The 17864-nt window shown below is 67.7% G+C and carries 18 protein-coding genes and 3 pseudogenes; 8 read left to right on the top strand and 13 right to left on the bottom strand.

Annotated elements, in window-relative coordinates; translation table 11 throughout:
• Positions 1-1120: 1120 nt before the first annotated feature.
• Entirely contained in the window at positions 1121-1588 is a 468-nt protein-coding gene (locus tag ACZ5VQ_RS46635) for a DUF6099 family protein (RefSeq protein ID WP_469110344.1), read from the bottom strand.
• Between the two features lie 244 nt (positions 1589-1832).
• Entirely contained in the window at positions 1833-2408 is a 576-nt protein-coding gene (locus ACZ5VQ_RS46630) for an RNA polymerase sigma factor (protein ID WP_469110323.1), read from the bottom strand.
• A gap of 676 nt (positions 2409-3084) precedes the next feature.
• Between ACZ5VQ_RS46630 and ACZ5VQ_RS46625 the strand changes: the two are divergent.
• A pseudogene (locus ACZ5VQ_RS46625) lies at positions 3085-3427 on the top strand (hypothetical protein).
• A 175-nt stretch (positions 3428-3602) separates the two neighbouring features.
• Here the strand turns inward: ACZ5VQ_RS46625 and ACZ5VQ_RS46620 are convergent.
• The 4 genes from ACZ5VQ_RS46620 to ACZ5VQ_RS46605 all read right to left on the bottom strand — a co-directional run bounded on the left by ACZ5VQ_RS46620 (position 3603) and on the right by ACZ5VQ_RS46605 (position 5865).
• On the bottom strand, positions 3603-4286 hold the full coding sequence (locus ACZ5VQ_RS46620; protein ID WP_469110322.1) for a restriction endonuclease: 684 nt from the start codon (positions 4284-4286) through the stop codon (positions 3603-3605).
• A complete protein-coding gene (locus ACZ5VQ_RS46615) occupies positions 4286-4492 on the bottom strand; it encodes a hypothetical protein (protein WP_469110321.1) in 207 nt (68 codons plus the stop codon). The genes ACZ5VQ_RS46620 and ACZ5VQ_RS46615 overlap by 1 nt, the downstream gene beginning before the upstream one ends.
• A gap of 612 nt (positions 4493-5104) precedes the next feature.
• Positions 5105-5380 carry a hypothetical protein gene (locus tag ACZ5VQ_RS46610; protein ID WP_469110320.1) on the bottom strand — a complete coding sequence of 92 codons (276 nt, stop codon included), beginning with the start codon at positions 5378-5380 and terminating at the stop codon, positions 5105-5107.
• A complete protein-coding gene (locus ACZ5VQ_RS46605; protein WP_469110319.1) occupies positions 5377-5865 on the bottom strand; it encodes an HD domain-containing protein in 489 nt (162 codons plus the stop codon). Before ACZ5VQ_RS46605 ends, ACZ5VQ_RS46610 begins: the two co-directional genes overlap by 4 nt.
• On the opposite strand from ACZ5VQ_RS46605, the gene ACZ5VQ_RS46600 reads away from it, so the two are divergent.
• Positions 5851-6408, top strand: coding sequence for a helix-turn-helix transcriptional regulator (locus ACZ5VQ_RS46600; protein WP_469110318.1), 558 nt, complete (start codon positions 5851-5853; stop codon positions 6406-6408). The two genes, ACZ5VQ_RS46605 and ACZ5VQ_RS46600, sit on opposite strands and share 15 nt — an antisense overlap.
• A 66-nt stretch (positions 6409-6474) precedes the next feature.
• Complete coding sequence (locus ACZ5VQ_RS46595; protein ID WP_469110317.1) at positions 6475-7875, top strand: transposase; 1401 nt, start codon at positions 6475-6477, stop codon at positions 7873-7875.
• 108 nt (positions 7876-7983) lie between these two features.
• Here the strand turns inward: ACZ5VQ_RS46595 and ACZ5VQ_RS46590 are convergent, their stop codons facing one another.
• On the bottom strand, positions 7984-8553 hold the full coding sequence (locus ACZ5VQ_RS46590) for a maleylpyruvate isomerase N-terminal domain-containing protein (RefSeq protein ID WP_469110316.1): 570 nt from the start codon (positions 8551-8553) through the stop codon (positions 7984-7986).
• 868 nt (positions 8554-9421) lie between these two features.
• A complete protein-coding gene (locus ACZ5VQ_RS46585; RefSeq protein WP_469110315.1) occupies positions 9422-9781 on the bottom strand; it encodes a hypothetical protein in 360 nt (119 codons plus the stop codon).
• A gap of 111 nt (positions 9782-9892) precedes the next feature.
• Between ACZ5VQ_RS46585 and ACZ5VQ_RS46580 the strand changes: the two genes are divergently transcribed.
• Positions 9893-10303, top strand: a complete 411-nt coding sequence (locus ACZ5VQ_RS46580; RefSeq protein WP_469110314.1) for a hypothetical protein — start codon at positions 9893-9895, stop codon at positions 10301-10303.
• A gap of 150 nt (positions 10304-10453) precedes the next feature.
• Here ACZ5VQ_RS46580 and ACZ5VQ_RS46575 read toward each other — a convergent pair whose 3' ends face one another.
• Positions 10454-10735 (bottom strand): hypothetical protein, encoded by a 282-nt coding sequence (locus tag ACZ5VQ_RS46575; protein ID WP_469110313.1) that lies wholly within the window; start codon positions 10733-10735, stop codon positions 10454-10456.
• A 180-nt stretch (positions 10736-10915) separates the two neighbouring features.
• Here ACZ5VQ_RS46575 and ACZ5VQ_RS46570 point away from each other — a divergent pair, with 180 nt between their 5' ends.
• A complete protein-coding gene (locus tag ACZ5VQ_RS46570) occupies positions 10916-11119 on the top strand; it encodes a hypothetical protein (protein ID WP_469110312.1) in 204 nt (67 codons plus the stop codon).
• Positions 11120-11876: 757 nt separating this feature from the next.
• On the opposite strand, the gene ACZ5VQ_RS46565 is transcribed toward ACZ5VQ_RS46570, so the two are convergent.
• Together ACZ5VQ_RS46565 and ACZ5VQ_RS46560 are read right to left on the bottom strand one after the other, a co-directional pair.
• A complete protein-coding gene (locus tag ACZ5VQ_RS46565) occupies positions 11877-12992 on the bottom strand; it encodes an alkene reductase (RefSeq protein WP_469110311.1) in 1116 nt (371 codons plus the stop codon).
• A 525-nt stretch (positions 12993-13517) separates the two neighbouring features.
• Entirely contained in the window at positions 13518-14864 is a 1347-nt protein-coding gene (locus tag ACZ5VQ_RS46560) for an aldehyde dehydrogenase family protein (protein WP_469110310.1), read from the bottom strand.
• Positions 14865-15033: 169 nt separating this feature from the next.
• On the opposite strand from ACZ5VQ_RS46560, the gene ACZ5VQ_RS46555 reads away from it, so the two are divergent.
• Together ACZ5VQ_RS46555 and ACZ5VQ_RS46550 are read left to right on the top strand one after the other, a co-directional pair.
• Positions 15034-15387: an ArsR/SmtB family transcription factor gene (locus ACZ5VQ_RS46555; RefSeq protein WP_060895109.1), complete on the top strand. Its 354-nt coding sequence runs from the start codon at positions 15034-15036 to the stop codon at positions 15385-15387.
• A gap of 174 nt (positions 15388-15561) precedes the next feature.
• Positions 15562-15675 (top strand): annotated as a pseudogene (locus ACZ5VQ_RS46550) (transcriptional regulator); the annotation flags it as partial.
• Positions 15676-16154: 479 nt separating this feature from the next.
• Here the strand turns inward: ACZ5VQ_RS46550 and ACZ5VQ_RS46545 are convergent.
• Entirely contained in the window at positions 16155-16763 is a 609-nt protein-coding gene (locus tag ACZ5VQ_RS46545) for a TetR/AcrR family transcriptional regulator (protein WP_469110309.1), read from the bottom strand.
• 88 nt (positions 16764-16851) lie between these two features.
• Here ACZ5VQ_RS46545 and ACZ5VQ_RS46540 point away from each other — a divergent pair, with 88 nt between their 5' ends.
• The gene (locus tag ACZ5VQ_RS46540) at positions 16852-17571 is read left to right on the top strand and encodes an SDR family NAD(P)-dependent oxidoreductase (protein WP_469110308.1); all 720 of its coding nucleotides are present in this window, start codon (positions 16852-16854) and stop codon (positions 17569-17571) included.
• 20 nt (positions 17572-17591) lie between these two features.
• On the opposite strand, the pseudogene ACZ5VQ_RS46535 reads toward ACZ5VQ_RS46540, so the two are convergent.
• Positions 17592-17742: pseudogene (locus ACZ5VQ_RS46535) on the bottom strand (MFS transporter); the annotation flags it as partial.
• Positions 17743-17864 lie beyond the last annotated feature (122 nt).

Raw genomic sequence — 17864 nt, 5'->3', positions numbered from 1 at the left:
GCCGACTTCGCTCCCGCCGAGCCCGCCGCGGAGCGCCTGCCCGTACTGACCCTCGATTAGGCGCACACGGTGCTGGAGTTGCTGCTGCATTTCGGCAAGGGCACAGACGACCCGGCAGAGTCGGCGCGGCGGCTTGCCCATGAAATCGCCGCGCGCATCCCCTCGGCCGCCTGACCCATGGCCGCCTCCGCCCACCACGGCTCAGGCGGCGGCCAATTCGCCCGGGGCGGTGGTTCGAAGCGGCTGACCGCCGTGGTGCTCCAGTTCACACGGCGCACAGCACCAACAACGGAACAAGCAGGGACAGTTCACCGTTCATCTATACGTGGCTGCGGAGGGGACAGTGTCCCCGGGCCTCACCTCAAGCCCATGGGGACGATCGTCCGGCTGAAGCCCAACATGGAGCACCCCGCCGAGAGGCGACCGCCCTCCGCACGGCCCCGGCTGGCCTCCCCCGTCCAGCCGGGGCTATCGCTTACGGCACGCCCCCAGGGCTGTCGTTACCGGGCCAGGGTGACGGTGACCGGCTCGTTGGGGCAGCGTCTCCGAAAGTGCGGCTTCCTCACTCACGTCGACGGCCAGCCCGTAACGGGCCTTGTCCGCGACCCAGCCGGTGGCGTACTGACACCGATAGCCCTCGAACGTCGGCAACCAGGTGCTGGGGTCCTGGTCCGACTTGGACCGGTTGCTGGATGCGGACACCGCGATCAAGGCCCGCGGGTCGTCCTGATCGTTGGCACCATGCCCAGACTCGGGTCACTGCGGTTGGAGGTGCTGCGGCTGCCCTTCGGCGACAGTTCCTCTCACAAAAGGACCAGCGGGCCACCTTCACACGCACAAGAAGGTCACCTGAGCCACTACCGCTCCGATTCCTCACTCCGCGATCCGGCAAGCGAATCACTCGACCGGACCGAATGCCGCCGGGGGACGGATCGACTTGACGCCGTCCAAGGTCTCCACCGGGAGCACTCCACTGGTCAGGCCGGCTGCCCTGATCGCCGACTCACCGGAGTAGGAGACGGACTCCGGGGCGGAGTGCGTACCGAGGGGTGAATCGCGGTGCGTTGCGCTGGCGGGGGGCCGTTGAGTCCCAGAGGGCGGCGGGGCGGAATGCCACCCCCTACCCTGCCGCCGACCCCCGCTTCACAACCTTCTGGTCCTGGGCCGTAAGCAGTCTCAGCATCTCGAGCACCCGGTCCCGGGACTCGTCCGCCGCGTCAATGGCCTCCATGCACCGCCAGTACGTCCCCTCATCGTCCGTCGCGCCAGCGACCCCGACGAGGGCGATGCCGACCTCACCGAGGAGGGTACCGAGGCCAAGGAGCGTCTCGCGGTGATCCCCCAACTCGGTCAGCTGGGCGGCGCGCAAGGCACCGGTGTCGAGGGCAGGGGCGTCCAGGACGCCGCAGCCCCGGCCGGCCAGTTCGGTCAGGCCGAGCGCCTGGCCCCGGAGTTCGGGAGGGCCGGAGATGGCCAAGCGGCTCCCAATCGCCTGGGCAAGGGCCTGTGCCTGCCAAGCCTCGGCGACCGCCGCCGGAGCCTCGACGCTCTGCGCGAGCGCATGCCTGCTCGCCGCGATGAGCCGCACCGCGCTATGGCGCTGCCCGGACGGGAGGCGCTCCTTGTTGTCTGTGCGGGCACTCTCTCCTGCGGCCAGTGCTTCCGTCTGGTCGGGGGAGCCCGTCTGTGGCCGGTCGTTCAGCCATGCGTTGAATCGAGCCAGTCCAGCGGCGGAATTGAACCCAGCATCAGCAGCCCGGTCCGTGACTTGGGACAGAGCGCTGTAGAGGTTCTGGAGATCGGCCTCAGTCCGGTCCTCGCCGGAGTCGTGGTCAGCCATTACTGGTTCCTCCCTCCAGGTCGTCGGCTCCGAACGGCAGATAGGAACCTGCCTCGTTTCTGAGTGTGCGTCGTGCCGCTGACACGTGGGCGCTGACCGTTCCCTCGGCCAGACCCAGCATCCTTGAGATCTCGCGGTTCTGGCACCCACACCTCCAACGGAGCAGCGCCACCAGATGCTGCTGCGGGGGCATCCGCTCGATCACCTTCCAACAGTGCTCAAGCGCGGCCTCCGTCAGCGCTTCGTGGAGGGTGTCTGCCGCAAGCCGCTGGTAGTGAAAGCGCAGCACCTCGGGTTGTTTGCGTCGCGCGGTCTCGTTGCGCCGGAAGTAGTCGATAGCGATATATGTTGCCGTACGGCACAGCCAGGCCACCTGCCGCGTGTCATCGAATGTCCGTAATTGCCCCCAGTTCCCGGCCGCCTCCTGGAACGCTTCCTGCACAACATCTTCCGTGAGCTCCCTGTCCCCTCGTGCCAGCAGGAAGACGTGCCGGTTGACGTCCTTCGCACACCGCACGTAGCACGTCTCCAGTTCGGCACGCCACGCCGCAGGAATGCGTCCTGTCACCCCCCACCTCCAGGCTGTACCGGCAGTTGGGGCTCCGGTTCACTCACCGGCTCTGCCGCATCGGCAGCGGCCTCCCCCACCTGCACCCACATCTCCGGCCCTCCCGGCCCGCCCTTTTGCGCGACGACGGTGCCGTTGGGCGCCTCACGAAGCAAATCGATCAAGGTCTTTCGTCGGACACGCTCCGCACAGACGCAGTACGTCACCACTGCGAGCCCCGTCGCGACCACCAGGCCAAAAGCGATCCACGGCCCGTGAGCAAGGACGCTCCCCAGCAGCACAGCCGCCCCCATACACGAAGTTACCGACATCCTCATGCTCTGTAGTCGTGCGAGCGGAAAAAGTCCTTACCGGCAGGTGTTCGGGCTGAGGAATGGCGAGGTGCACCATTGCGACCACACCAAGGGCTCGCAGAAGAACAACAGGCGGGCAATCAGCGCGTCGGCCTGCGAAGCCAAGTCCCGAAACCCACAAGCTAATTCTCTGCGAGCCCTAACACCCTCGTGGACGCTGGCCGTGGCTCGAGACTCAGTTGGCGCGGCACCTCTCATCGCCGCCCTGGAGTAGCCTTCCCCCGCCAACGAGCCCGCTTCGCCCTCTACCTCCCCTGCCGCGCGACCAGCGCGCCGGCCAGGCGCAGCAGCTTGTGCAGCCCGGAGCTAGCGCGCAGAGGAAGATGGATGCCGGGCACGACGAGCCCAGTTACATCGCATCGGTGCTGCGAGCGAGGTACCAGCGACGCCTGCCGTCCAGCCTCGACGAACTGGCCGGGCCCCGAGCACGGGATGGTGGAGCTGCCGCTGCACATCGCGTGGTCCGGACTGCGCGTCCTCGATCTGGACCGGCCACGCCAGCGCATGAGCCTGTACAGAACGGTGCTCGCCGAAGGCATGCGTGACGACCTGTGCCGCTTCCTCAACAAGGGCATCCTGCTTGAGTTGTGGCCAGTACTCCACAAGCTCATCAGCAGGGCCATCAAAGACGTCTGGGAAGAAGCGTTCCCCGAGCTGCAACCATGATCAGCCTCTGGCGCTCTCCCCCCTGACTCCCACCGGTGAGCCACCGCCAGAACGTCTTGACCGCGACTACAGCGGCAACCACGGCGAGCGGGAACCTCACCAACGGGTCGAGCGGGTCCATTGCCGTACACCAGTCCCCTTCGGTGGCACGGTCGTCGGATGCGGTGAGCGCGTCTCAGGCGGCTCGGCGGAAAGCCGCCCGGCGCGCGGGCCGGTTGGGCAGGCGAAGCAGGTCCTGCAGCGGGGTGCCGTGCTCGGCCCATCTGCGTAGCCGGTCGCGGTCGACCCAGTACACGTGGTGCCGCTCACCCCAGGCCTTGGCGTCGCGGGTGAAGGAGCCATTGGTCACCACGACCGCGATGTTCGCGCCGTGAACAGGGCCGGCGGTTCCCTTGACCTGATACATCACCGACGAGCCCACCTTGCCGGCGACTTTGGTGTGCTTGGCCTGCAGGACGATCCTGCCCCGCTGGCGGTCCTGCCCGATGACGTCCGCGGCCTGGTCGCCCTGTTGGCCGACCCGGTGTGCCGTCCAGCCGTCCCGGATGAGCAGATCCCGCAACGCGAACTCGAAAGCCACATCGTCCATGGCGTCGATCTCGGCCAGCGTGAGCCGCAGCCGGGCCAGCGTCTGGGCCCGCACCCGCCGGGCGCGTGCCGCACGCAGCATGCGCCACACCCCGACCACGGCAGCGGCGGCAATGAAGGCGGCGAGCCATGGCCAGGCACGGGTGGCGGCATGCCAGGCGGCCATGGCCATGCGGGCCAGCAGCCACAGTGCGGCGCAAGCGACGACCGCGGCCGCGGCCTGCTCGCCGCTGCCGCGGGGTTTGCGCAGCCGGAGTGCGCGGCGAGCCATCAGCGCCCCGTACTCGCGGACACCGACGGCTGCGGCGCGTCCGGCTTCGCCGGGGTTGCCTCACCGAAACCGACGAGCTGGCTCCATAACCACACCGCCGCGATCAGCGCGGCGATCGTCCAGCCGCTCATTTTCTTCCCACTCGTGCGCGGGTTGCGCCGGATGTGACCGCGGACGGTGTGGTATCCCTCAGGTGGCTTCGCCACAGTTTCCTCCCCTGTTCGCCAGAGCGCCAACTGCGGTCTGGTCTCTGGGAATTGGTGTAGCAGCGGACACTGACAAACCCGCCTGGACGATCAGCAGCACCCACGATCCGTGCTCTCAAACACGCCGTGGGGCCCGGTTCGTGACCCCGTGTTCGAATGCGGTCAGCGGCGGCGCCGAGGGCTGCGAAGACCATCCCCTTCATCGCCGAGCCAACAGGCGTGGAAGCAGCTTTGCGTACCGGTGCAGATGCTCATGCTTCACAGCACTGCGGCCAGACCTCTTCAGTCATCGTCAGAAATGGCAGGAAGCAGGTAGGTGTTCGAAATCGACTGTCCAGGCGCGGCGGATAGCACGCCGCACGCAAGGGGCGAACCGACAGTCACCAATGGGGTGCTGCATCGCCGCCCCGCCAAAGCGACTCCACCCTGATTCCGGCAGGGGAGGCGGACGTCGTATCCCGGCCGCAACGTACGCAGGCAAACACACCTGCCGGTCAGTGGAGATGGCGGCCTGCGGCCACCCGGCTTCAACAGCATGGGGCCCGACCCGGTACTGCCCGGTCTACGCCGCTGTGCACGGCCCGCCAGAGTGGTGACCGTGCACAGCGACCGTCACAGCCCGTCCGGGGTGAGGGAAGGCGGTGCCGAACGATGGCCCGGTTCGGGCCCTGCGGCTTCGGCCGGGGAGCTCTGCCAGGCCTGGATCAGGCGGCACAGACGGCGGGCCGGCGTCTCACTGGGGACGAAGAGCACTGCTGCCACCAGCACAAGGCCGCCCACAGCGAGTGCTCCGGCCGCCCAGGCGGTCAAACCTTCGTGCACCAGGGCCATCACGAATGCGGCCAGTGCCCCGAGGGCGGCCCCCAGCCGCGCCGCCCCACCCATCATCGCCGCTCCCGGCAGAAGGGGCGGCGCAGCGCCAGGGACAGTCGGGGCGCGCCGAGCAGGACACGGAGGGTGAAGCGGGTGCGGGCGTAGCGGGAGGCGTGGGCAGTCAGGTCTGCGCTCCATTCCTCTTGCCAACGCGCTCGTTGCCGTGACGGCAGCAGCAGCGTGACGGTGGCCAGGAGCCGACCGGTGACGGCGTAGGAGGACAGTGCGGGTTGCAGGACCACTGAAGCGAGGTCCTGCAGTTCACGGCCGACAGTGTCCAGTCCCGCCGCGGACGCCACGGGGGCGAAGACGTCGAGGGTTTCACGGGCTATGAGGTGCTGCCGGGTCTGGGCCACGAACGCGATGGTGCGCATGTTGTGGAGCCGATCGGCGAGCCGGATGGCCAGCCGGCCACCGAGGTCGGGGTCGCCGCCGCCGGCGGCCCGCTGGTGCAGAACCACCTCGCACAGATCCTGCTCGTGCACATGCTGCGTGCTCACGCCGGTCAGACAGACCGGCCCACCGGCTGGCTGGGCGCCCTGAACGAGGACGGCATCGGTGCCGCCCTGCGTGCCGTGCACGCGGACGTGGCCCACTCCTGGAGCCTCAAGGAGCTCGCCGAGATCAGCCACATGTCGCGTTCCACGTTCGCCCAGGCCTTCAAGAGCCACGTCGGGGTCCCGCCGTTGGAGTACCTGATCCAATGGCGCATGAGCCTCGCGCGCGGCGCCCTCACCCGCGACACTCTGTCGATCTCCGAGCTCGCACGGGCCACGGGTTACCTGTCCGAGAGCGCGTTCAGCACCGCGTTCCGCCGCGTGGTCGGCTCATCGCCCGCACAGTTCCGGAACCAGGCACGGCAGCCACCGCACTCGGCCGCGAACGGAAGCTCAAGGAGGCGTCCTGCGCTCAGCTGCGCCGCTCACGCCGACGACGAAGACACCAGTACACCGCCCGCCGACACCACTACCAGCGACGCGGACACGCGTCATGAACGCGACTGTAGTACCAGCGGTGCCGCAGTGAGTGTCGACGGGGCGTAACCCGCGGGCTCCCGACAGCAGTTGAGTTTGCGGTGTCTGGCAGACCGTCCCGTCGCCGGCCGTCAGGTGCGACTCGATCTGCGGGCACGCCGTCTCGTGTGCGTCACCGACAGCTGCACGCGCCGGACCTTCGCCGAGCAGATACCTGACCTGACGCGTCGGCATGCCCGCCGCACGAACGCGCTCACCACTCAACTCACCGACATCGCCTTGTTTCTAGGCGGACGCGCGGGAGCCAATCTGTGCGGGCGCCTGGCTGTGGCCACCGGCAAGGACACTCTGCTGCGCGCGCTGCCCGTCCCGGCGCCGGAATCTGTCCCGTGTCTGGGCGTCGACGAGTTCGCCGTGCGCCGCGGTCGGACCTACGCGACGATCCTCGTCGACATGAACACCCACCGTCCCGTCGACGTCCTCGCGGACCACACCGCGCAGACCTTTGCGGCCTGGCTTCGCGAGCACCCTGAGGTCCAGATCGTCTGCCGCGACCGTGCCGACTCCTTTCGCGACGGCGCCCACGCCGGTGCACCACAGGCCCCGGCAAGTGGCCGATGCCTGGCACCTGCTCCACATCCTCGCCCAAGCCGTCGAGCGCGTCGTTGGACGATACCGCGCCGACCTGCGCGAACCCATCACAGTCCGGCCCAACCAGGACGGCATCCATCCGCAGGCGTCCGGCCCACCGCCCTGCGTGAACTGGACGTGCACGGACGGCCTCGACCGCTGCTGGCCCGCACCCGCGAACGCCACCGGCAGATCCACGAACGCATCGAAAGTGGCGACAGTCTGCGAGCCATCGCCCGTGAACTCCGCATCAGCCGCGGCACCGTCCTGCGCTTCGCCCAGGCCGCTGATGTCGAGCAGCTTCTCGCTGCGGCAACCGACCGCCCGAGCATGGTCGACGACCACCGGCTCTACCTGCATCACCGCTGGATGGAGGGTTGCACCAACGCTGCCGCACTCACCCGGGAGATCCAGCAGCTCGGCTACCGCAGCGACATCAACACCGTTCGCCGCCACCTGCGGCCCTACCGCACCGGGACGATCCCGGCGGATGCCCCGCTGCCCCATGTGACCGTCTGTCGAGTCACCGACTGGATCATGCGCCGGCCTGAGCAACTCACCGACACCGAACGCAAATGCCTCGACGAGCTATGCGAACGCAGCCCCGCGCTGGCCACGACCACCCAGTACGCCCAGCGCCTGGCCTCGATGGTGCGCGCCCGCCGCAGCGAGCACCTGGCCTCGACGTCTGGCTCGCCGACGTCCGCCTCGACGGACAACGAGAACTCCGCACCCTGGCCGCCAGGCATACAGCGCGATCACGTAGCCGTACTCACCGCCCTGACCACCACCCTCACCTCAGGAGCGGTCGAGGACAACGTCACCCGAATCAAACTGATGAAGAGACAGACGTACGGCATGGCCAACTTCGACCTCCTACGACGCCGCATCCTCCTGTCACCTTGATCAACCGACTGACACCCCCAAATCAGCGACACAGCCCAGATCTGTGATCGGTAACGCTGGGTTGTCCGGCTAGTGCTGTGACCAGCACGTTCGCCGGGGTCAGCTCGATCAGTCCGATCGTGCTGCTTCCCACCTCCATGAGGTTTGGCGAGGGAAGCCGTCGAGTTCTCCGCGGCCAGTGCACCACAGGAGTACCCGGGTGGGGCCTCCGTGTGGGGCGACGGGGAAGAGCCGGTTGAGTACTGCTGCGCTCAGCCGTGCTGGTGGCAGCCAGTCCACGGACAGTCCCTGCGTGATGTCGTAGGTGTGCAGCAGGGTTTCGGCGACGCCCATCGCCGCGAACCCTTCGGGGTCACACGGGCCCCAGTGCCAGGCCCTCAGGGTCGGGGTGGCTGTGGCCAGGGCGCTGCTGAGCAGTCCGCCGCAGGCGGTGACGGCCTGGAGTACTTCGGCCGGCGAGGCAGTGGGGCGAACGTTCAGGTCGATGGGAAGGTAGGCGTCGGCGGGCTGTGCTGCCAGCTGCCCTGCGTAGGCCAGCAGGTCGTGGCCGATGTGGGCTGCTGTTTCCCAGCAGGTCCATTCGAGCGCCCCCGCCGGCACCGTCCAGTCCTCGGCGGTATGGGGGCCAAGCACCCGCAGCATCTCTGCCACAGCGGCATCGACGTCCTTATAGTCCATACAGAGCTCCTCGCGGTCGTGTGGTGGGAGTGGGCTGTGCCGGTTGTCGATCCTTCACGCCGCCGAGCATCTGGCACGGCGCCGGGCCCACCCTTCCCTGGAACTCCGGCGTCGTCGAAGGACACGTCAACCGGATCAAAATGCTCAAGCGCCAGATGTACGGCCGCGCTGGCTTCCAGCTCCTACGGAAACGCGTCCTGGTCACCCCGTGACTGTGCTTCGGCGCTCAACCGGATGCCAAACGGATCGGCCACGAACACGAGAAGCTGGAGCCATGAACACGGGAAAGGACGAAGTGCCACTGTCCGGAGGGCGGATCACTCAGGGCGTCGTCCGTGTCGGCGACACCGTCCGGCCGCCCGTCAGCCTTCGTAGCCGAATTGCTGAACCATCTGCGGGCCGCCGAACGGTCCGGCCGACTCGTCGACTTGCTCCACGCGATGGCGCATGCCGTATCGTCTGGGCCGGCTCCGGCTCTGCCGGAAAGCTCGTGACCTGGACCAAAGCGGACCTCGATCTCACCCTCAAGACCGTAAGCCGGCCGAAGGACGCCAGCGGGTTCGTGATCCTGCCCCGCCGCTAGGTGATCGAGAGATCGCTCGCCTGGATCAGGCACGCCCGCCGTCATGCACGGGACTACGAAAGGCTCATCCAGCGCTCGGAATCACTGATCACCTGGGCCGGGATCACGCTGATGACCAGGCGTATCCCCCGCCGAACTCCCGCAGGAGCAGACAGCCGGCCTCCCACGAGCCCAACGGGGCTGACCCCTCTTGGAGACGGTGACCACCGTCTCCACCCAGTACGAGGCGCGGTTGGTGCGGCCGAACGGTCGGTGATCTGCGCCGGGCGACGAACCGGGGATCGCTCACGAAGGCCAGTCGGAGGGAAGTCCGTCGTTTTCGTTGTAAAAGTCTTCCCCCGCTTGGGCGATCGCCGCCACGGCGCTCCGGTAGGCGTAGCCGTATTCGGTGACCGACAGCGACTCACAGCCGGGCGGCCGGGTCTCCGGCGGGGTCGTCTCCCCGGTGTAGAGCGAGGTGATGCCCGTCATACAGGCGCGGATCGCCTCGGCGTCGGCCGGGGGCGCGGTGGTGGCCGTGGCGGCCGTCGGGGAGGAAGCTGTGGCACTGTCCGCCGGGCTGCCGGAGTCCCCCGATCCGTCCGAACAGGCGGCAAGTGTCAGCAGCAGGGCTGCCGTGGGTATGAGCGCTGCCGTGGTCCGCATAACCCTTGCCCCCAGGTGATGTTGAAGAAGACATCACATAGTGGCAGATACGGGTAGGTTATGCACTGGTGTGCGCTGGGCCCGGCCTGCGCTCGGGCAACCTATCAGGAGATGGCGGTCGACTGCGACTTCAAGCGGTCGGTGACCTGGTGGAACAAGGTGCGATGGAACGAGATCAAGGTCCCACCGGAGTCGGAGTTGTACCCGCACTTGGCCAGGGCTCTGGAGGTGCCGGAGCGGCGAGTTGCGGAGATGGTGGCCGAGCAGTGGTGCGGAGTAACGCCGAACGACTCGGTACCCAGGCACCTGCGGCACCTGGTGGCCGTGTTGCGGGGCGTCGATCCCGATGACTTGCCGGTCCTCGTCGAACTCGCGCAGTTGCTCAGCGAGAAGAGCGGGACGATGCGACTACTGAAGGGCTTCGAGCCCCGGCTGAACGCGGAGTGGGACGAGTGGACGAAGCTTCCGGAGGACGAGCTGGACGAGCGGATCAAACGGCTCACGGGCTCTGCTGGCGAATGATGCGAAGGCAGGTACGCCAGCCATCTCTCAAGGAGTCGCCCACGCCGATGTCCCTCGGCGAGATCTCGGACGCCATGACTACGGCTGGCGCGGAACCGGTCCAGAACATGTAGCGGATCGGCTCTGTGAGCCTTCCGTGCGTAGGCCTCGTCAGCACAGTTCGTCGCAGTACGCGTCCGCGTCCGGGCGCCCGCTGCGCAAGTCGTAGATCAAGATTGCCAGCGCATTCACCGCGGCCCGGGCCTCTTTCCTGTCCAGACCCGCATCGATGACCTCCAGCGCCGCGGCTGCCGCCACCCTCACCGGCCGGGGCAGTCCGTCATAGGCAGCAAGCCGGTAAGCGACCGTCCGGCGTGCCTGCCGTTCCTGCGCACTGGTCCCTCCGCCGATGAGCGGGAAGGCCGCAGCCTCGTACAGCGTGATCCCCGTCAAGCTGTGTCCGCCGTCCCCTGCGCATGCCCGTCGCCCAGGACAGCGCGGACCGTAGCCGCAACCCGCAGGCTGGCAAGAGCCAGCGTGATTCGCACTGCCGCAAGAATCCCCACCGTCGCCACCACGGCTCCCGCCAAGGAACCCAGCCGGCCGCCGAGCTGGAATCCGGCGTAGGACCCGATGCCCGCCGTGCACGTCACCGACAAGGCGAGCGCCGCGTACAAGAGCGCAGAGGGCGAGATTTTCATGCCCAGCAGTATGCACACCGGCAATGCCCCCGTCCCGTCCGGGCAAGGGTCGTCCACGGGTGCGGCCGACGCCGTGGCCGGGGATGTCTGCCGTCGCGGGGCGACGACCGGTGACGGCGTACAACCACTCGGCTGACCACGCCCGCAGTTGCCCAGGAGGGTGGAAGGCATCCCAGATGACGTGGACTCTGCCGGAGCCGATGCTCACCGACGCGGTACGCAGCCCCGCCCTGCCAGCGTCGTCGGCCGCGGAGCCAAAGTTATGGATGGGGTTTCGTTCTGTCCGTTGTCCACTGTGGGCATGGCTCAGGGCCCTCCGGCGTGAAGGGCCCTGGACCAGTGGTGGCGTCGGTTGGGGAGCCGTTTAACGAGCGGCGAATCAGGTGCCAAGCAAGACGGCGAAGCCCAGCCTGGTGGTGCCGCGTTTGTTCCGTAACCAGCCCGTCTCGTCGCCGGACAGGGTGAAGTAGTCCACCACCCCGTTCAGACCCAGATCCCGCTCGGCCGACAGCCCCTTTCGTCACCCCCGTTCCCAGCGTTCGGGCTGGACGGTATGGGCGCCGGTGTACGGCGGGGACGGATATCGGCGAAGGACTCCCTTACGGAAGGCGGACCTGGTAGAGGGGCCGCCGCCGGAAACTGTCATAGGCGTCAGCTGTGGCCGAGGGCCGCTGCGGTGGCCACGCACGAGAGCGATGTGCTCGACGAGGTCACCGAACGCAGGCTGCTGACCAGGATCTGCGGACCCGTCAACGCCCTGACGGACCCGACGGTCCTCGAGCCGGTCATCGCCGGTGTGACCGCGGGCTCAAAAGGGCTGGCACGGTGTCGCCGGTCGGGCGCCTGTCCATGGGTACGTGGGGCTGCCGCATGGACAGGCGTGACCGTGGGCCTCAAGCCGCTTCGAGGAAGGGGTAGTCGGTGTAGCCCTCGGCGTCCAGCCCGTAGAACAGTTCCGGCCGCGGCTCGTTCTCCGGGTGGCCACCCTGCCAGCGCTCGACCAGGTCGGGGTTGGCGATGAGGGCCCGGCCCACGGCCACGGCGTCGGCGTGGCCGGCCTCGATCTGCTGGAGCGCCTGCTCGCGGGTGGTCTGCCCCCCGCCGAGGGGGCCGTTGTTGACGATCAGCTTGCCGTCGAAGCGCCGCCGCAGCTCCTGTACCAGCTCGCCGCCCGGCTCGGCGTGCAGTACGGAGAGGTAGGCCAGGCCCAGCGGGCGCAGTTGGTCCATGAGGGTGCCGTAGGTGGCCAGGACGTCGTCCCGGTCGGTCTCGAAGACGTCCCCGAAGTCGACCTCCGGCGAGATCCGCAGCCCGACCCGCTCGGCACCGACGGCCTGGGCGACCGCCGTGACGACCTCGACGACGAAGCGGGCGCGGTTGTGCGGCGAGCCGCCGTATTCATCGGTGCGCTGGTTGGCCGCCGGGGAGAGGAACTGGTGGAGCAAGTAGCCGTTGGCGCCGTGGATTTCCACGCCGTTCGCTCCCGCCTCGATGGCCCGGCGGGCCGCGGTGACGAAGTCCTCCAGGGCTGCCCGGATCTCTGCGGTGGTCATCGCTTCCGGTACGGGGTAGGGCTGCTCGCCCTTCTCGGTGAACGTCTCGCCGGTCCTGGCGATCGCGCTGGGGGCGAGGATGCGGCGGCCGCCGTTGATGGCGGGGTGGGTTTGGCGGCCGGCGTGCATGATCTGCAGGACGATGCGGCCGCCCTCGGCGTGCACCGCCTCGAACACCCGCTGCCAGCCGGCCGCCTGCTCGTCGGTGGCGATGCCCGGCTCACCGACGTACCCCTGCGACGCGTGGTCGGGGTAGGTGCCCTCGGTGATGATCAGCCCGACGCTCGCCCTCTGCCGGTAGTACTCGACCATCAGATCCCCGGGAATGCTGGAGGAACCGGCCCGGACCCGGGTCATCGGTGCCATGACGACGCGGTTGGCGAGCTCGATCTTCCCGAGCGAGACGGGGGAGAAAAGCGACGGAACGGGCGAAACTTCTGAAATATTGACAGTCATGGGTTTCTTTCTTTCTCTAATACGGAGGGAAACGGGATGAAAGTCTGCGACGCAGGGCGTCCACGCTGTCCCGGCGGAGGCGCGGATGCGGTCCTCGGGCAGGCGCGGGCCCGCTGACGGTGACGCGATTCCAGGACCGCGATCGGGGTGCGAGTGGTGCTGGCGGCGAACGCGGTGAGAACCGCATGCCGTCGGCGCCGTCGCCGGTGTCGGTGTCGGTGTCGACGCCGGTCAAGCGCAACTGCCCGCCGGAGTACGGGCGTTCGCTCCTTGCGCACGATCAGCAGCCGGCCAGCTGACGAAGTCATGGGTGCCGCCGCCGGAGTCGGTACGGATCGGTGTCTGCAGGCCGCGCCGCGACCGACTCCCTCGACGCGCCCCGCGCAGAGGACCGATACACGACTTCACCTGGAACGCGATTGCGGCGGGGGCGGGAACAGCGATCTCAGCGATCCTCATTCTCGGCCTGAGGCACTTCCGCCGGCCGATCGCCCATCGGACAGCCTGCTTCACGAAAGCGCGGGCCTAGCTGAGCGGCACGTCCGCGACGCCCTTGAGGTGGCTGAACGTCTCGAGGGAGTACCGGCCGTGGTATCGGCCCATGCCGCTTTCGCCGACGCCACCGAAAGGCAGTCCCGGCATGAGCAGTTGCATCACCGGCTGGCCCCAGGCGACGCCGCCGGAGGACGTCTCGTTCAAGAGGCGCGACTTGGTGGCCTCGGAGGTGGTGAAGGCGTAGAGCGCGAGGGGCTTGTCGCGTTCGTTGATGAAGGCGATGGCGGCATCGAGGTCTTCGACTTCCACGACGGCGAGGATCGGACCGAAGATCTCCTCCTGCATGACCGGCGATGTGGGGTCGACATCGGTGAGCACCGTCGGTGCGATGAACAGGTCGTCACGGTCGTGCTGGCCTCCCACCGCCGCCCGGCCGGAGTCCAGCAGAGCGGTGAGCCGGTCGAAGTGCCGCTCGTTGATGATCCGGCCGAAGCCGGCCGAGGTCTGCGGGCTGGTGCCGAACTGAGCTTCGACCGCCGCACGCAGGGCGGGGACCAGTGCGGCGGCGGTGGCAGGATCGGCCAGGACATAGTCGGGGGCTATGCACTGCTGCCCCGCATTGCCGAACTTGGCACCGACCAGCCGCTTGGCGGTCTCGACCACGTCGGCGTCAGCCGCTACGAAGACCGGCGACTTGCCCCCGAGTTCGAGCGTGACGGGGGTGAGGTTCTTGGCTGCTGCGGCCATGACGATCCGGCCGACCGTGCCATTGCCGGTGTAGAAGATCTGGTCGAAACGCTGCGCCAGGAGGGCCGTAGTCTCCTCGGCGCCCCCTTCGACGACAGTGAGCACGTCGGCGTCGAAGTACTCACGCAGCAGGCGTGAAGCGACCGCCGAGGTGTGCACCGACATCTCGCTCGGCTTGGCCACCACGGTGTTCCCGGCGGCCAGCGCGCCGATGATGGGGTCGATGAGAAGGTGCAGCGGGAAATTCCACGGAGCGATCACCAGGACGACCCCGAGCGGGTCGTACGTGGTGTAGGCCGTTGTCGTGGGACCGAAGTGGGCAGGAACCTCCACCGGGCGAGGCTGAAGCCAGCTCTCGAGATTCGCCAGCGTCTCGTCGATGTCGGCGACGGTGAAGTCGATCTCCTGAGTCTTGGCCTCGGCGGCGTTCTTCCTCAGGTCAGCCCAGAGGGCTTCGATCAGCTCCTGCTCGTTCTCGACCAGCAGTGCCCGCAGCCGCTGCAGTTGGCTGACGCGCCAGTCCAGTCCGCGGGTGACGCCGGTGTTGAACGTCGCACGAAGACGGCCGACCACCTCCGCGGCAGTTTCGGTCCGGTGCGTCCTCGGCTCGGTCGCCTGTGTTGTGGTCATGGGGTGTGCTCCGTTCTTGATGCAGGCCGCGCCGTCAAAGGCGTTCGTGGCATGCCGTAGTACCGGTGATGGGCAACCCGGTAGATGACGGATGAAGGGTCAATCCGTGCCTTCACTGTAACCCATGTACGCGCCGACGCGAACATAGGGCAGGGGTTATTCTTTCCTCATGGCCAGCCGCACCTCATCCCCCCTCGTCCACCCCGACACGGACGACCTCGACCTCTTCAAGATCATGAGCGCGCTGACCGACGAGACCCGGCTCACCATCGTCGTCACCCTCTCCGTCTCCCCCGGTCTGGCCTGCAGCGGCTTCACGCAGGACGTCACCGCGTCCGTACTCACCCGCCACTTCCGCGTCCTGCGCGAGGCCGGTCTCATCCGGCAGCACGATGTCGGCACCCGCCGTTTCAACACGCTGCGCAAGGAAGATCTGGACCAGCGGTTCCCCGGACTGCTCGACCTCGTCCTCAAGGAGAGCGTCGGCCGCGTGGAGCCTTACGTGAACGCCGAGTGTGCCTGACCCTCCGGGGCGCCCCTCCGTGACCGCGACGAACCGGACCCACCGCAGCCAGGTGTCCAGCTTGCGGTCGGCTTCGATCACGTCGAACAACACCTTGTGCGCCGAGCGGCAGTAACCGGTGCCCCAGCAAGGCGATACGCCACCGGCCCCGACGTACCCGCTCACACGGAGGCGACGTACTACGCCGAACCCGGTTCCCCGTCGGCGGAGGCACTACGACTGCTGGCCAGCTGGGGCACCGACGCGACAAGGACGGGAGCCGGCACGCCGCCGGCACGCACGGCTTGATGAACAGTTGATCATCGGTTGTTGGCTGCGCGCCACGCCCAGCGTCCTTTCGCACGCCAGACGCCTCCGGGGGCGGTGCCGGATTCAGGACGGCGCGGGCGTGCTGCGGGTAGGCAGTGGAAGAACGGCGGCGCCGCTGCGCAGGCGTCATTTTCGAGGGCCGGCTGGCGGACGGCCTCCTCGCACAGGTTCCGGCGGGCTGGCTTCTCCCCGCACGTCTGCCGCGTCGACATCAGGTACCGCTCCAGGTGACGCACCCACAGCTCCTCCACCCGTCGCGGCGGTTCCGTGGGCCCGTTGACCGTGGACATCTCCCGGTCCCAGCTCGTGTCTTACAGACGAGGTCCACGCTCGTCGCGACGACGCCACCACTCGTACGCCGCCCGGTCATCCATGGACGCGTCGCGCCACTCAACGCTGGCCTCGCGCGAACCACCGAAAGTCGAAGTACGTGCGCAGATCCCGGGCAAACTAGCTGACTACAGCTTTGGCCAGCTGCCCAACGCGAGGTTCGCGACTTGCAGCAGTTCAGGGCGGGAACTACCACTCGCGGCCTGGACGGCAATCCCATTGGCGACTGTTCTTAGGTAGAGCGCAAGAAGATGAGGATCTGTGGCAGGCGGAAGGTCACCGGCGTCCACCGCCTGTTGAAACCGGCGCGTCAAGTGGGCTATCCCCTCCTCGCGCCATGCGATGAGTGCGCCTCGGACTTGGCGGCTGTCATCCCCGGTAGCCAACGCACCGTGCACGCCAAGACAGCCCGTGGGCAATCCCGGCATGGTTGCCGCCTCGACCGTCCCGTGGAGCACAGCAGTAGCCACGGCTCCGCTTGTGGGCTCTGCCAGAGCTCGGGCGAAGTAGGCGGTCAAGCCCTCGGTGTACCGCTCCAGCGCCTTGTAGAAGAGGTCTTCTTTGCTGCCGAACGCCCTGTACAGGCTGGGGCGGCTGATACCCATCGCTTCGGTGAGGTCGTCAAGGCTGGCGCCCTCGAAACCCTTTGACCAAAACACCAGGACTGCACGATCGAGTGCCTCGTCGATGTCGAACGCGCGAGGCCTGCCAGGCCGGACCGGTGTCGTCGAGCACATTTCTTCATCCTACCCCTTCGATACCGATCGGTACGGATGCGCTAAAGTGTTTCGTACCAATCAGTACGGTATACGGAGAGGCGACACTGTGTCACAGACGGTACTCATCACTGGCGGAACCTCAGGCATCGGCTTGAGCCTCGCGCAATCCTTCGTGGAGCTCGGGGCGTCTGTCGTCGTTTGCGGGCGTTCGCAGGCTGCGCTTGACCGATTCGCGCAGGCCCACCCGCAGGCGCTGGCCGTGCGGGCCGATGTGACGGACGCAGCTGATCGGGCATTGTTGCTGCAGGCAGTCGCTGATCACTTCGGGCGTCTGGACGTGTTGGTCAACAACGCCGGTACGTTCGAGGAACGAGACTATGCCGCCGGCAAGAACCCCAACGCGACTCTCGATGACGAGGTGGCGCTGAACCTCACCGCCCCCATCCACTTGACGGGTGAAGTGCTCGAACGATGGCCATCGCCCGACGCGATCGCATTCATCACCTCGGGGTTCGCTTTGGTCTCGCCCACTCGCGCGCCTACCCACGGCGCGGTGAAGGCCGGCCTGCACGGCTTTGCGGACGGCCTGCGCCGTCAACTCGCCCCGCAGGGCACCCATGTCCTCGAGGTCCTCCCACCGTCTACGGACACGCCCATGAACGCCGCAGCCACGGGGAAGAAACTGACTCCCGCACAGGTGGCGGCGGTCACGATGAAAGCTCTTCGGCGGGGGCGGAACATGGCATTCCCCGGTCAGACGAAAGTCATGCCCGCCATGCTGCGCATCGCGCCGGGCACACTACGACGCGTCGTCGCCGAGCTCTGAACCCCATAGAAATCATCGCGGGTGCCGGAGACGAGGCCCAGGTTCCAGCCCAGCCGCGGCAGGCGCCGCGGCGGCGGTGACTCCGGCGCCGAGGAGGGTGAGGCCGGAGGCTGCGGCTATCGGCGTACGGCCGTACCGGTCGACGAGCCAGCCGGTCAGCGGGGAGGGCAATACAGACATCAAGCCACGTACCGCCCTCTCAATGGGCATTTAGAGATGACTTATGTTGGTAACTGGCTTTCGTGGCTGTCAGGTTTGAGTCGTTTGCCCTATCGGTCACGCTCGCGTCCATC

The organism is Streptomyces sp. NPDC033178, assembly GCF_055577685.1.
The sequence above is the reverse complement of the archived record's forward strand: the minus strand, read 5'-3'. Positions and strand labels throughout refer to the sequence as shown.